12 protein-coding genes and 1 riboswitch are annotated in these 13,895 nt (G+C 64.6%); of the genes, 6 read left to right on the top strand and 6 right to left on the bottom strand.

The features are described 5' to 3' along the window. Positions 1 to 45 precede the first annotated feature (45 nt). Positions 46 to 819 (bottom strand): amino acid ABC transporter substrate-binding protein, encoded by a 774-nt coding sequence (locus P9228_RS28195; RefSeq protein ID WP_095778113.1) that lies wholly within the window; start codon positions 817 to 819, stop codon positions 46 to 48. 306 nt (positions 820 to 1,125) lie between these two features. Between P9228_RS28195 and P9228_RS28190 the strand changes: the two genes are divergently transcribed. Both P9228_RS28190 and P9228_RS28185 read left to right on the top strand, forming a co-directional pair. Continuing rightward, positions 1,126 to 1,989: an RNA polymerase factor sigma-32 gene (locus tag P9228_RS28190; RefSeq protein WP_067001865.1), complete on the top strand. Its 864-nt coding sequence runs from the start codon at positions 1,126 to 1,128 to the stop codon at positions 1,987 to 1,989. A gap of 147 nt (positions 1,990 to 2,136) precedes the next feature. Continuing rightward, the gene (locus P9228_RS28185) at positions 2,137 to 4,137 is read left to right on the top strand and encodes a caspase family protein (protein WP_278056721.1); all 2,001 of its coding nucleotides are present in this window, start codon (positions 2,137 to 2,139) and stop codon (positions 4,135 to 4,137) included. Positions 4,138 to 4,220: 83 nt separating this feature from the next. Here P9228_RS28185 and P9228_RS28180 read toward each other — a convergent pair whose 3' ends face one another. The 4 genes from P9228_RS28180 to thiB form a co-directional block, all read right to left on the bottom strand. Next, positions 4,221 to 5,663: a M48 family metalloprotease gene (locus P9228_RS28180; RefSeq protein ID WP_095799779.1), complete on the bottom strand. Its 1,443-nt coding sequence runs from the start codon at positions 5,661 to 5,663 to the stop codon at positions 4,221 to 4,223. 208 nt (positions 5,664 to 5,871) lie between these two features. After that, positions 5,872 to 6,633 carry a thiamine ABC transporter ATP-binding protein gene (gene thiQ, locus P9228_RS28175; protein ID WP_278056719.1) on the bottom strand — a complete coding sequence of 254 codons (762 nt, stop codon included), beginning with the start codon at positions 6,631 to 6,633 and terminating at the stop codon, positions 5,872 to 5,874. Then, entirely contained in the window at positions 6,630 to 8,252 is a 1,623-nt protein-coding gene (gene thiP / locus P9228_RS28170) for a thiamine/thiamine pyrophosphate ABC transporter permease (RefSeq protein ID WP_208720752.1), read from the bottom strand. The genes thiQ and thiP overlap by 4 nt, the downstream gene beginning before the upstream one ends. Before the next feature lie 216 nt (positions 8,253 to 8,468). Continuing rightward, positions 8,469 to 9,476, bottom strand: coding sequence for a thiamine ABC transporter substrate binding subunit (thiB, locus tag P9228_RS28165; RefSeq protein WP_067319427.1), 1,008 nt, complete (start codon positions 9,474 to 9,476; stop codon positions 8,469 to 8,471). A 42-nt stretch (positions 9,477 to 9,518) separates the two neighbouring features. Continuing rightward, positions 9,519 to 9,632, bottom strand: a riboswitch (TPP riboswitch). A 141-nt stretch (positions 9,633 to 9,773) separates the two neighbouring features. Between thiB and P9228_RS28160 the strand changes: the two genes are divergently transcribed. Together P9228_RS28160 and P9228_RS28155 are read left to right on the top strand one after the other, a co-directional pair. Next, complete coding sequence (locus P9228_RS28160) at positions 9,774 to 10,418, top strand: thiamine diphosphokinase (protein WP_208720750.1); 645 nt, start codon at positions 9,774 to 9,776, stop codon at positions 10,416 to 10,418. 1 nt (position 10,419) lies between these two features. Further along, the gene (locus tag P9228_RS28155) at positions 10,420 to 12,234 is read left to right on the top strand and encodes an ABC-F family ATP-binding cassette domain-containing protein (protein WP_278056715.1); all 1,815 of its coding nucleotides are present in this window, start codon (positions 10,420 to 10,422) and stop codon (positions 12,232 to 12,234) included. Positions 12,235 to 12,250: 16 nt separating this feature from the next. On the opposite strand, the gene P9228_RS28150 is transcribed toward P9228_RS28155, so the two are convergent. Beyond that, positions 12,251 to 13,189: a homocysteine S-methyltransferase family protein gene (locus tag P9228_RS28150; RefSeq protein WP_095824076.1), complete on the bottom strand. Its 939-nt coding sequence runs from the start codon at positions 13,187 to 13,189 to the stop codon at positions 12,251 to 12,253. A gap of 154 nt (positions 13,190 to 13,343) precedes the next feature. Between P9228_RS28150 and P9228_RS28145 the strand changes: the two genes are divergently transcribed. Together P9228_RS28145 and P9228_RS28140 are read left to right on the top strand one after the other, a co-directional pair. Then, on the top strand, positions 13,344 to 13,586 hold the full coding sequence (locus P9228_RS28145; RefSeq protein ID WP_278056712.1) for a type II toxin-antitoxin system CcdA family antitoxin: 243 nt from the start codon (positions 13,344 to 13,346) through the stop codon (positions 13,584 to 13,586). After that, positions 13,586 to 13,888: a CcdB family protein gene (locus P9228_RS28140; protein WP_278056711.1), complete on the top strand. Its 303-nt coding sequence runs from the start codon at positions 13,586 to 13,588 to the stop codon at positions 13,886 to 13,888. Before P9228_RS28145 ends, P9228_RS28140 begins: the two co-directional genes overlap by 1 nt. Positions 13,889 to 13,895: the final 7 nt, after the last annotated feature.

Below are 13,895 nucleotides of genomic sequence, written 5' to 3'. Positions count from 1 at the left end.
CCCCCCCCCCCCCCCCCCCGAACTCAAGCAAAGGGATGATTGGGCTTACTGCGAGACGTCCTGGCCGAAATATGTGTCGGCAATCTTCTTGTAGGTGCCGTCGGCCTTGATGTCGGCCAGCGCCTTGTTGATCGCCGCCACCAGTTCCGGATCGCCCTTGCGCACGATGACACCGGAATAGTCGGCATTCTCTTCCTGCGCGGCGATCTTCACATTGGCGTCGGGCTTGTGCTTCTTGAAATCGAGGAAGGACAGGCTGTCGTTGATGGTGGCGTCGGCGCGACCGGTGAGCAGCAGCTGGATCGACTGGTCGAAGCCGTCGGTGCCGACCAATTCGGCGCCGTTCTTCTCGGCGAGCTTGCCGAAATTCGAGGTCAGCGACTGCGCCGCCTTCTTGCCCTTGAGATCCGCGAATGTCTTGATGTCGCTGTTGTCGCCGCGCACGATCAGCACCGCCTTGGAGGCGATGTAGGGATCTGAGAAATCATACTTGGCCTTGCGCGCGTCGGTGATGCCGACCTCGTTGATGACGGCGTCGTAGCGGTTGGCGTCGAGCCCCGCGATCAGGCCGTCCCACTTGCCCTCGAGAAACTGCACCTTGACGCCGAGCTTCTCGGCGATCGCCTTGGCGATCTCCACGTCGAAGCCGACCAGGGCGCCGGATTCGTCATGATAGGTGAAGGGCGCGTAGGTGCCCTCCGTGCCGACCTTGATCACGCCCGCCTGCTTGATCTGGTCGAGATTGGCGCCGGCATGACCGGCTGTGACTGCCAGAACCTGCAGCGTTCCGGCGACGAGAAGCGATTTGAGCCATTTCATTTTTCTGTGATCCCGTTTTGACCGGTGCCCCGGCGCATGGTGAGAGCCGCAAACTGGCAGATGGAACCTCAAGAAATAAGGAACCAGATTTCAAAAATCGACCGTTCCAGAAATCCAGTTCTCAAAACCAGCGAAAAATCCGCCAAGCCAAGCCTCACGGATCGATAACAGAAACGTTTTCGGCAGGCATATGCATCCGCCGGCACTACGGAACCATTCGCGCTTCTGGCACGTTGCTGGCTGTTGTAGGGCGCTGCGACGTCATTTCAACCGTCATCCAGTGCAACGACCCCCAAAGGAGCCGGCATGATCGAGGATGTGGCAGGACGGACACTGGTCCGGGCGGCAATGAAGGCTCCCTATCTCGAGCGCGACGAGGAGCATCTCCTGGCCATACGCTGGAGGGAAAAAAAGGATCAGGACGCGCTGCATCTGATCACCGTCGCCCATATGCGGCTGGTGATTTCGATGGCTTCCAAATTCCGCCACTACGGTTTGCCGCTCGGCGACCTCATTCAGGAAGGCCATGTCGGCCTGCTGGAAGCGGCTGCCCGCTTCGAGCCCGCCCGCGAAGTCCGTTTCTCGACCTATGCCACCTGGTGGATCCGCGCCTCGATGCAGGACTATATCCTGCGCAACTGGTCGATCGTGCGCGGCGGCACCAGCTCCGCGCAGAAGGCGCTGTTCTTCAATCTGAGGCGGCTGCGCGCGCGGCTTGCCAACGGCGCCGAGCCGCTCTCCAATGCCTCGCTGTACCGCGAGGTTTCGGCCGCGCTCGGCGTGCCGGAAGCCGACGTGGCAATGATGGATTCGCGTCTTTCGGCCCCCGACAGCTCCCTCAATACCCCGCTTGCCGACGAGAACGGCGCCGCCGAGCGGATGGATTTCCTGGTCTCGGAGGATCCGCTTCCCGACGAGGTCGTCGGCGAAACGATCGACGTCGAGCGCCGCGCGGTCTGGCTGAAAAGCGCGCTCGGCGCGCTCAATGCGCGCGAGCTGCGCATCATCGAGGAGCGCCGCCTTAGCGACGACGGCGCCACCCTGGAATCGCTCGGCGAGGCGCTCGGCATCTCCAAGGAACGCGTCCGCCAGATCGAAGCCCGCGCCATGGAAAAGCTGCGGGCGGCGCTAGTGAAGCAGAACCCCGAATTCCTGGCGGAAGCCGCCTGAAAGCCGAGGCAGCGGCTCGAAGACGTCAGGAGGCCATCTCTTGGCGGCTTTCTGCATCCGTAGCCATGGATTGTGAATTCTTTAACAGACCCTCGCGGCGTAAACTGTCTTCCTGACTGCACCAACTTTAGCGGATGGGGGTTTGCCATGCTGCGATGCTGCGCGTTCCTTGCAGCCCTGGTTCTCGTGTGCTTCACCGCGTTCGAGGCTCACGCCGATCGAAGGGTTGCCTTGGTCATCGGCAATGCCGAATACCGAAATATTCCGGCTCTCAAAAACCCGGACAAAGATGCTCAGGACGTCGCGAACACGTTCCGGCTGGCCGGCTTCGACGTCTTCGTCGCAAAGGACTTGACCAAGCTTCAGTTCGAGGAGCGGTTCCGCAACTATCTCGCCGCGGCGGACGGTGCGGATCTGGCCGTCGTCTACTATTCCGGCCATGGTTTTCAGATCGGGGGCGAGAATTTCCTGATCCCCGTCGATGCGTCGCTGAAGGATGCCGCCGACATCGAGGTCCAGGCGATCAAGCTCGACGACGTGCTGGAGCAATTGCGCTCGAAAGCGAAGATCCAGGTGATCATCCTCGACGCCTGCCGGAACAATCCTTTCCCCCGCCAGGATTACTGGCTGAGGGACCAGCTGATCGTCGCGGGCGACGCCGGCCTTGCGCAGGTGAAGAGCTCACTGAACACGCTGATTGCCTTCGCCACCGAGCCAGGCGCGGTCGCCTATGACGGGCGCGGTGCCCTCAGCCCGTTCTCATCTGCCTTTTCGCGCCACGCGTTGGCGCCCAACCAGGAAATCCGCACGGTGATGGCGGCGGTTCGCCGCGACGTGGTCAAAGCCACCAACGGCAAGCAGGTTCCGTGGGAGAATTCCTCGCTGGTCGACGAGGTGGTGCTGATGCGCCACGATGACGCCGAGGGTCAGGAGGTCACGGCCAAGCAGAAGCAGCCGGATCCGGAGAGCGGCAGCCAGATCACCGGCGCCGCCGAGGCGATCGAAAATCGCGATATCAGCATCCCGGTTGGCGTCGGTCCGGTTCCGCTGAAGCTCGATTTCCCCAGCAACGACCCCGCACTCAGCCTGAAGCTTGCAAGCTATCCGGCAACGGGAACTCTGTCGCTGCCGGACCGGACCCTGTCTCCGGATTCCAGCCTGATGGCCGGTGAAGTCGATAATTTGCGTTACGAGCCGCAGATCGGCTCGGCTGCTCCGGTCCAGATTGGCTTCCAAATCCGCGGCGGCAACGCGTCCAAGGCAGCGATGATGAAGCTGTCGCCAAGCGTCGACCCCTGCGACCAAGCGGCGGGCGCACCGCTCGACCTGCAGGGCGTCGCGCCCGGCCGTTTGCAGAACGAGATCGCCGGCGAGGCCGCTGAGGCCTGCCAGGCGGCGGTGAAGGCCTACCCCGACGTCGCTCGGTTTCGCTACGAGCTTGGGCGGGCGCTGCTGGCGTCCGGCAAGGTCGACGAGGCCAGGAAAGCTATCCAGGAAGCTGCCGACAGGGGGCACGTCCGCGCCATGTTCGAGCTCGGCCATATCGCTTCGTCCGGAATAGGACTGGCCGCGGACTCCGCGAAAGCGATCAGCTTCTATTCAGAAGCATCCGACAAGGGAGACCCCTATGCGATGGCCGCTTGGGGGCGAGCCTTGTTCAATGGTGTCGATGTCGAGCGGAATACCGGCAAGGGATTGGACCTGCTGCTCAAGGCGGCGGCCATGGGGCACGTCAACGCGATGAACGATCTCGCCGTGATCTTCAAGGATGGCCGCAACGGCGTGCCCGCCGACGAGGCCCGCGCCTTGGCTTTCCTCAAAGCCGGCATCGCGCGGCAAGAGGCATATTCCATGAGCATTCTCGGCCTTCCCGCGCGCAGCACCTTAACGGTCGCAGTGTGCAAGCCGAAGGTCGTGACGAAAATAGTCACCAAGGTAAAGGTTGTCCGCACACCCGCGCCGAAGACGCCGACGGTGACAGTCCCGACAGTGGTCAAACCACCTCAGACCGATACCGGACCGGCGCCCTGGCGCGGCAGTAGCGGCGATCATTCAGGGTCCGGCGGCGGCGGCCAAAGTGGTGAGGGCAGCGGAGGCAGCACCGGCGGCCAGACCAGCCCTGAAGGCGGCAGCAGTGGCGGGCTCTGATTGCTGCGGCAGCCGCGCGCCCGGCTTGACCGAATAGAAGCGCGCGGCTGATTCGTTGCGAAGCACTTGCGCGGATGCCGACCCTACTTGTCGGTGACGATCTTGACCTTGTCGCCGGCCGACACGCTCGCGCCCGGCGACATTGCGTTGAGCACCCGGAACAGGTCGAGCTTTCGGTCGACGCCGACCATTTGAGCGGCAAGCGTGCCCATGTTCTGGCCGGGCTGCACAGTGACCACCCGGATATGCAGCGGCTTCAGCGCCGCCTTCTCGGCCGCGCTCAACGTGCGGAAGGAGCTGCTGACGGAGCGCGCGACCGGCTCCAGCGCGGTGCTGGCCGAGGGTGCCGCAGTCAGCAGCCGGTAGACCTGTCCGCCGGCCCGGATGACCGCGATATCGAACTGCCACCCTTGCGCGCTGGCATGCGCCATCGCCGCCTCGTTGCCGTTGACCGTTTCCTGGCGCACGCTGGCATCGTCCAGTCCGGCGACCCAGCCGCTGCGGATATAGTCGGTGAGCGACACAGACTTGTCGATCGCCACGCCATCGAAGCGGATGGCGATGTCGCCCGGACCGGTCGCGGTCACCGCGGCCGCCGAATTGTCGATGACGAAACCCTCGGGCACCGAGAACGACACGCCAAGGCCGGGATGCAGGAAGGTCTGGCCGCGCACATAGCCCTCTTCCGGCGTGTCGCCGTAGAGCAGCCCGTCTATGCCGGCGAGGAAGGCATCGCGGTCGCGCGTGCCGACGCCGGGCGGTCCGAAGTTGCGGGCGAGCCGCTGCGCCAGCTCAATGCGCTGCGGCGTGTTGGGATGCGTGGCCAGGAAGTCGAGGCTGGCATCCGTGGCGCCGCTGACCGAACGGAAATCGGTATAGGCCGACATCGACTGCAGGAAGCGGCCGGCCGCATAGGGGTCATAGCCCGCCTCGCCGATCGACTTGATGCCGATCGCGTCGGCCTGCAGTTCCTGGTTGCGCGAAAACTGCGCAAGCCTCAGCTTGCCGCGGATGAGCGCGGCCTTGGCCGTCGGGCTGTCGCCGAGCACGTCGGAGACGACCTTGGTCGCCAAGCCTTCCTCGGCCTCGAGCTGCTGTCGCTGCAGGCCGTGATTGGCGGTGACGTGGCCCATCTCATGCGCGATGACGGCCGCAAGCTCGGAGGAATCATTTGCCAACGCCAGCAGACCGCGCGTGACATAGAGATAGCCGCCCGGCAGCGCGAAGGCGTTGACGTTGGGCGAGTTGAGGATGGTGATGCGATAGGTCTGGGTCGGATTGGCCGAGACCACCGTCAGATTGCCGACGACCTTGGCCACCATGCGCTCGAGCTTCGGATCGGAATATTCGCCGCCATAGGTGGCGAGAATCCGCGGATGCTGCGCTTTGGCCATTTCGGCCAGCCTGGCGTTGGCGACGACATTGTCGACGGTGATCGGCTTATCGGAGGGCTGGAAGCCGGACTCCTGCACGTCCGGCGGCGTGAACATCTGGCAGCTCGCCAGCGCCACGGCAAAGCCGGCCATCGCGAAAAATCGCGCCAGCGGCTTAGTCCATACTCTCTCGATGCTGGCCGTCAGATCGGCTTCCTTTCATAATCTTTTCGGCAAATCACGGCCCACCCGGACCAGCATGGCCGGACCTAGCCACACTCCCCCCGACAAGGCAAGCAAACGCCTGATCACCCGCGACCGGTTTGGCCGTAAATTATGTCCGCTTCCGGGCAATGTGTTGTCATCCGGCAACGCTGCCGCCTCGATCGCCGATATAGCGCCGGAAGGCCTCCGGTCCAGCACCGTCGAAGAAATCGGCGGCCGACCCTGTGGCCGCGACCCTGCCCTCGTCGACGAACGCGATCTGCTGGCCGATGCGGCGCGCGTCCTGCGGCTGGTGCGTGACGAAAAGCACGGTCATCTGTCGCTCGGCGTGGATGCCGGCCACGAGATCGAGCATGTCTTCGCGCAGCGCCGGGCCGAGCGAGGCGAAAGGCTCGTCGAGCAGAAGCACCGGACGGCCCCGTATGAGCACCCGCGCCAGCGCGACGCGCTGCCGCTCGCCGCCGGAAAGCTCGCGCGGCAGCCGCTTTTCCTTGCCGGCAAGGCCGACACGCCCCAGCGCTTCCGCGACCGCGCGGTGGTCGTCGGCCGTGAGCTTGAGCGATGGCGAGCGGCCAAGCCCGACGTTGCCCTCGACCGAAAGATGGGCGAACAGGTTGTTTTCCTGCAACACCATCGACACCGGCCGCGCCGAGGGCGGCGCATTGTCGACATCGATCCCGCCGATCAGCACCTTGCCAGCATTGGGTGATTCGAAGCCGGCCACCAGATTGAGCAGCGTCGACTTGCCTGAACCGCTCGGCCCCATGATGGCGGTGATCCTGCCGGCGGCGAATTCGACATCGAACCGGAAGGATGCCTCGCCATAGCTGAAGGATACGCCGTCCAACGTGACGGCCAGGCCCTTCGTGGCTGCGATGCCATTATTATCCCTCGTCATGCCTTTGCCTCCCGCCCCAGCCAGTCGGCGGCGACAACCAGCATCAGGCAGACGAGGCCGAGCAGCAAGGCCAGCCCCGCGGCGTCGGCGGTCCGGTAGCTGCCCATGCGCGCGAGTAGAAGATAGGGCAAGGTCTGGACGGAATCGCTGCCGAACAGCGCGATCACGCCGAGATCGCCGAGCGACAGCGCCATGGCGAACGCAAAGCCGGTGGCCAAGGGCCGCCGGAGCGACGGCCAGTCGACCAGCCGCAGCCGGTTCCAGCCGGAAATGCCGAGCGCCAGGCAGAGTCGCTCGTGGCGCTCGCTCGCCGCGTCATAGGCAGGGCGGACGGCGCGAATGGCAAATGGCATCGCCATCACCGCATTGACCGCGACGACCATGACAGGTGCGATGGCGAACACATCGGTGATGTTGCGCAGAGCCAGGAACCAGCCGGCGCCGATCACGATGGGCGGCACGACCAGCACGAAACCGGCGCCGGTGTCGGCGGCGTGTTCGAGCAGCGACATGGCGCCGCCCGCGCGGCGCCGCAGGGCCAGTGCGCGTCGGGCGGCAACCAGCGACAGCGACAGCATCACGCAAAGCAGCGCCGAGAGAAAGGAGAGCCCGGCGCTGGTGAGCGTCGCGCGGCGCACGGCGTCCTCGCCGGCCAGCCGGCCGAGATCCGCCTCCAGCCCGGCGAGCACGGTCGCCGCCATCGGTGCGGCGACGAACAGCAGCGCAAGCACGATGAGGCCGGCATTCAACACGGCCTCGGTGGTGCTGGTCGCAAGATAGCGGCGTGGCGCTACCGGCAGATTCGCATCGCCGACCGTGTTGGCGCCGAGTCGCGTCAGCATGGCGACCACGACGAAGGTCAGCACGATCTGCAGAAACGTTAGTGTCACGGCCCGCGCGGGATCGAAATCGAAGCGCAGCGCCTGGTAGATCGCGACCTCTAGCGTCGTCGCCGCCGGCCCGCCACCCAGCGTCAGTACGATTGTGAAGGAGGTGATGCACAGCATGAAGACCAGCCCGGCGACCCCCGGCAGCACCGTGCGCAGCGCCGGCCATTCGATCAGCCGGAAGGCCGACCGAGCGTCCATACCGAGCTGGCTCGCCAGCCGCCACTGGTCGGCCGGCACGGTGCCGAGCGCCTCGAGGAACAGCCGCGTGGCCAATGGCAGGTTGAAGAAGACATGCGCGACCAGGATGCCGGAAAGGCCGTAAATGCCCGGCCATTCCCCACCGCCGAACGTGCCGAGGATGCCGGCAAAATAACCGGCACGGCCGTAGAGCGCCAACACGCCGAGCGCGGCGACGATGGCCGGCAGCGCCAGCGGCACCGTGAACAACTGCAGGATCAGGCGACGTCCGGGAAAGTTCGTTTGCCTGGACAGGGCGCGGCCGACGAACACTGCCGGCAAGACCGAAAGCAATGTCGACAGCAGCGCCTGCCAAAGCGTGAAGCGGGCGACGCGGAGCAGATAGCTGTCGAAGGCCGCGGCAGCGCTGGACGGACCGCTCGCGCCTTCGAGGATCAGGCCGGCGAAGGCGCCGCCGATGAGCAAAGTGATGGCGACAAGGGCGATGATGCCGGCGGTGATGCGAGGGTCAGGGCGCGGCGTGGATTGCACGCTGCACCACGTTGGCTCGAGCTAGCGAACGCCACGTTCCGTCGCACCCCCCTCTGTCCTGCCGGACATCTCCCACTCTAGGAGGGAGATTGGCAGCTTTGCCGCTCTTCCTACACCGTCGGCGGCTAGCGAAATCACCGATGACCGCGAATTTCCCCCTTTGCGGGGGAGATGGCCGGCCGGACAGAGGGGGGTGCTCAAGCGCCATCCTGCGTCCTACTTGCTCATCGCCGCCAGCCATTCATCCACCCAGGCCTTGCGGTTGGCCGCCACCTCGTCCGGGCTGAACAGCAGGGTTTTGGTCGGCTTCACCAGCTTTTCGAAGGCCGGGTTGAGCGGCTTGTCGGTCTTGCCGGCCGGGAACATCCAGTTGGTCTCCGGGATGATGTCCTGGAACTTGGGCCCGGTCATGAAGGCTATGAATTTTTCCGCCAGCGGGTTCTTCGCGCCGGTTTTGGTGATGCCGGCGACCTCGATCTGCAGATATTCGCCCTCCTCGAAGGACGCCGCCTGATAGCGCTCGGTGTTCTCGGCCACCATGTGGTAGGCCGGCGAGGTGGTATAGGAGAGAACCATCGGCGCCTCGCCCTTGGTGAACAGACCATAGGCCTCGCTCCAGCCCGGCGTCACGGTCAGCACCTTCGGCTTCAGCTTGGCCCAGGCTTCCGGCGCCTTGTCGCCATAGACCGACTTGACCCACAGCAGCAGCCCGAGGCCCGGCGTCGAAGTGCGCGGATCCTGGATGATGATCTTGTCGGGGCCGGCGCCCTCGACCAGTTCCTTCAAGCTCTTCGGCGGCGTCTTCAGCTTTTCGGTGTCGTAGACGACGGCGAAATAGCCGTAGTCGAAAGGCACGAAAGTGTCGTCTTTCCAGCCGCCGGGCACATTCAAATCGGCCACCGCGCCATGCCGCGCGAATAGGCCGCTCGCCTTGGCATCCGCGGTCAGGTTGGTATCAAGGCCGAGCACGACATCAGCCTTGGTGCCGGCGCCCTCCAGCTTGACGCGGTTGAGCAGTGCCACGCCGTCGGCAACCGAGACGAATTCAAGATCGCAGCCGCATTCGGCCTCGAATTCCTTCCTCACCGCGGGCCCGGGACCCCAGTCGGCGGTGAAGCTTTCGTAGGTGTAGACGGTAAGCTTGTCTTTAGCCTCGGCAGGTCCGCCTGCCAAAAGCGAAACAAGGCCGACTGCAAGAACAAGGTTGGACAATAGCGAGCGCATCGGCGCCTCCTTCGTTCGCGTTAAAGGAATTGAGGCGTCGGATGGTCCGAAACGTCTAATCCCTCCGCCGGTACAAACCGGATCAGGTTCAGCGGGTTGGCTTTGTGCCTCTCAGCCGGTTCGCAAAATCAGCGTCCGGCACCCCGTTAGAGCATTTCGAGACATAGGCCCGGCCGATGCGGCGCGCAAGCGGAAGTTTCCTGGGCATCCATCAGGGTTCACCGCGGTAGCGAAGTGCGATTCCGTTTGGACGCGCCCGCTTCCGTTTCGTTGGCCGGGCTGGTAAGGGCGACGGCCATGGGCACATTCACCATCCTGCTTGGCGGCGATCTCGTCCGCACGCCTCGGCTCGATCGCCAGATCGAAGGCTCCCGCATCATCGCCGCCGATGCCGGTATCGGCCATGCCGATATGCTTGGCCTGCTGCCGGAGCTCTGGGTCGGAGATTTCGACTCGGTGCCGGCGAGCCTGCCGGAGAATCTGGCCGCCGTGCCGCGCAAGATTTTCCCGACCGAGAAGGATATGACCGACGGCGAGCTCGCCATTGCCGCGGCGCTGGCGCGCGGCGCCACCAGCCTGGTGCTGGCCGGCGCCTTCGGCGGCAAGCGCGCCGATCATGCCTTTCTGCATTTGGCTCTAAGCGTGCGGCTGGCCGAGGCGGGCACGACCGTGCTGCTGACCAGCGGCGCCCAGGAGGGCGTGCCCATCCTGCCGGGCAAAGCCGGCTTCGACTACGCCGAGGGCACGCTGTTCTCGGTGCTCGGCTTCTCCGACCTCGCCGGCCTGACGGTCTCAGGCGCCAAATGGCCGCTGGACGGTGTCGAGGTGGCGTTCGGCTCATCGCTTACCATATCAAATGAGATCAAGGATCGGCTCGAGATCGCGCTCGAGCGTGGCCGGGCGCTGCTGCTCGCCCACCCCTATCCTCTTCCCGAAAGCTGACATGGCCCCGCCTCTTCTCAATCTGGATGGCATAAAACTGACTTTTGGCGGCACGCCGCTGCTCGACGGCGCGGCACTGAGCGCCTCCGCCGGCGAGAAGATCGCGCTTGTAGGCCGCAACGGTTCGGGCAAGTCGACGCTGCTCAAGATCGTCGCGGGGCTGATCGAACCGCAGGACGGCGAAGTATTCCGCCAGCCCTCGGCAACGGTGCGCTACCTGCCGCAAATGCCCGATATGGATGGCTTCGCCAGCGTGCGCGCCTATGTCGAAGCCGGCCTCGGGCCGGCCGACGACCCGCATCGCGCCACTTATCTGATGGAGCATCTCGGCCTGACCGGCGAGGAGCGGCCGAACGACCTTTCCGGCGGCGAGGCGCGCCGCGCAGCACTCGCCCGCGTCATGGCGCCGGAGCCCGATATCCTGCTCCTCGACGAGCCGACCAATCATCTCGACCTGTCGGTCATCGAATGGCTGGAAGAAGAGCTTGCCCGCACCTCGTCGGCCGTGATCCTGATCTCGCACGACCGCCGCTTTCTCGAGCGCGTCTCGCGCGCCACCGTCTGGCTCGACCGCGGCCAGACGCGCCGGCTGGACAAGGGGTTCGCGCACTTTGAGGAATGGCGCGACCAGGTGCTTGAAGAGGAAGAGCGCGAACAGCACAAGCTCGGCCGCCAGATCGTGCGCGAGGAGCATTGGCTGCGCTATGGCGTGACCGCCAGGCGCAAGCGCAACATGCGCCGGCTCGGCGAGCTGCAGGCCATGCGCCAGCGTTTTCGCAGCCATCGCGGCGCCGAGGGTTCGGCGACGATGGTGGCAAGCGACGCCGCTGAATCCGGCAAGCTGGTGATCGAAGCCAAGGGCATCGAGAAGAGTTTTGGCGACCTCACCGTGGTCAAGGGCTTTTCGACCCGTATTCAGCGCGGCGACCGCGTCGGCCTTGTCGGGCCGAACGGCGTCGGCAAGACGACGCTTCTCAAGATGCTGACCGGCGAGCTGCCGCCGGATGCCGGCACCGTGCGGCTCGGCGTCAATCTGGAAATCGCAACACTCGACCAGAAGCGCGAGGCCGTCGACCCGCAGGAGACGCTGGCGAATTACCTGACCGACGGGCGCGGCGAGAACCTTGTGGTCAATGGCGAGCAGCGCCACGTCGTCTCCTATATGAAGGATTTTCTTTTCAAGCCGGAGCAGGCGCGCACGCCGGTGCGCGAGCTTTCGGGCGGCGAGCGGGCGCGACTGCTGCTGGCCCGGGTGCTGGCGCGGCCGGCGAACCTTTTGGTGCTCGACGAGCCGACCAACGACCTCGACATGGAGACGCTGGAGCTGCTGCAGGAACTGGTCGCCGGCTTTGCCGGAACGGTCGTCCTGGTCAGCCATGATCGCGATTTCCTTGACCGCACAGTCACCAGCGTGATCGCGCCCAACGGCGCCGGACGCTGGATCGAATATGCCGGCGGCTATTCCGACATGCTGGCGCAACGCGGCGGCTCGAAGCTGGAGGAGCGCAAGGCAAGGCCGAAGGCTGAAGCGAACGAAGCGACGGCCAGGGCCGAACAGACCAGCGCTAAAAGCCCGGCCAAGAAGCTCTCCTTCAAGCAGAAGTTCGCGCTGGAATCCCTGCCGAAGAAGATCGAGGCGGTGAGCGCGTCCATCTCAAGGCTGGAGAACAATATCGCCGACCCGTCCTTCTACGAGCGCGATCCCGCATCGTTCCAGAAGACCATCGCCGCGCTCGACAAGGAGCGCACCACGCTGGCCTCACTTGAGGAAGAGTGGCTGGAGTTGGAGATGCTGCGCGAGGAGATGGAAGGCTAGCCGCTATCGGCAAGGCTCAGAGGCAGGCCTCGCAGATCGCAGCGATATGGCGTCTGTCGGTGCCGCAGCAGCCGCCAAGCACGGCTATCTGGCCGAAGCGGTCGCGCATGGCGCGGTAGCGCCGGCCGAGGTCGACAGGATCGCCTGGATCGAGTTCGGTCGCCGCATCCAGCTCGGCATGGCTTTTGGCGGAGGCGTTGGCCCGCACGCCGCGAATGCGCCTGATCCAGCGTCCGTCGCCGGCAAGGACGGCGTCGAAATGGCTCGGATGCGCGCAGTTGATCATGAAATATGCGGGGGCGCCGTCCGTTTCGTCGTCAACGGTCTCGATGGCGTCTCTCAGGCTCTCCCCCGAAGGCAGGCGTCCGTCCGTCTCGACGGTAAACGAAATCACCGACGGGAGCCCCACCGCCATCGCGGCACAGGCTATTCCGGCAGCCTCCTGCGCATAGGTCATCGTGATGGCGCTGACCATATCGGCGCTGGCATCGCGGAACGCCTTGACCTGATCGCCGTGATAGGTCTCGGCCTCGGCGGGCGTCATGACTGTGTCAATGCGGTAGCCGTCGCCACGGGGCCCGACCACCCCATTGACCAGCACGGTCATGCCACGCGCAACATAGGGCGCAGCCAGCGCCCGCGCCCATGACACTGCCTGCATGTCTATGCCCGACAATGCGACTTTCGAATAGCCGAGCTTTTCGCCCCAGTCCGGATTGGCGCGCCACGTCGGAGTATCGAGCACGAAGCCGACCCCGTGTTTGTCGGCGATGTCGAGATACTGGCGGAAATAGCGGGCCAACGTCGTCCGCCCCTCCTCCTCGCCAAGAAGCGGAAAGGCGGCGAAGGAGGGCAGATCGAGGCCTTCCAGAAAAACAAGCGAGGTCTCGAGGCCGCCATCGGTCAGGAAAACGGCTTCACCCAGCTCACGAACGTCGATCTTCGCACTGGTCATCGCCGTCTCCGGTCAGACCTGCCGCTTGCGCGACTATAGCATTTGAGGGCGAATTTGCCATGCCGGTCCGGTCGCGAAGGTCGCGCTGGTCCAAGCTATCCATTGCAGCACTCGCGTGATGCGCATATTCTATACGCATGTTGCGGAGGCTATCATGCGCAAGATTGCCGCAAATGCGGTCCGCCAGCCGGCAAATCTATCGATCGATTCACAGCTCATGAAGGAAGCCAAGGGGCTCAACGTGAATGTATCTCGTGCCGCCGAAGCCGGGATCGCAGAAGCCGTGGCAGCCGAGAAAACGCGGCTGTGGAAGCTCGAAAACCGCGCCACCATGGATGCCTGGAACGAGTATGTCGACACGTACGGCGTTCCGCTCGAGGAGCATAGGCAGTTCTGATGGCGCGCTATGACGCCTTTGCCGCCAGCGGCATCGAAGGCGGCTACCTCTTCGAGGTTCAATCCGACCTGCTCGACAATTTCAAGACGCGCGTCGTCGTTCCGCTTTTGCCCCTCGCGTCGGCGCCGCCGCCAATGCGGAAGCTGCATCCGGTCTTCGAAATCAATGGACGCAAGCTGGTCATGGCCACCCATCTGATCGCTACGGTGGCTGCGACGGAACTCGGGGAAAACCGTTTCAACCTCGCGAAGCATCACGACGAGATCGTTGCAGCGCTCGACATGCTGTTTCAGGGCTTCTGAGCCGCTC

Source organism: Mesorhizobium sp. WSM4898 (assembly GCF_029625845.1).
In the GTDB taxonomy this organism is placed as follows: domain Bacteria; phylum Pseudomonadota; class Alphaproteobacteria; order Rhizobiales; family Rhizobiaceae; genus Mesorhizobium.
The sequence above is the reverse complement of the archived record's forward strand: the minus strand, read 5'-3'. Positions and strand labels throughout refer to the sequence as shown.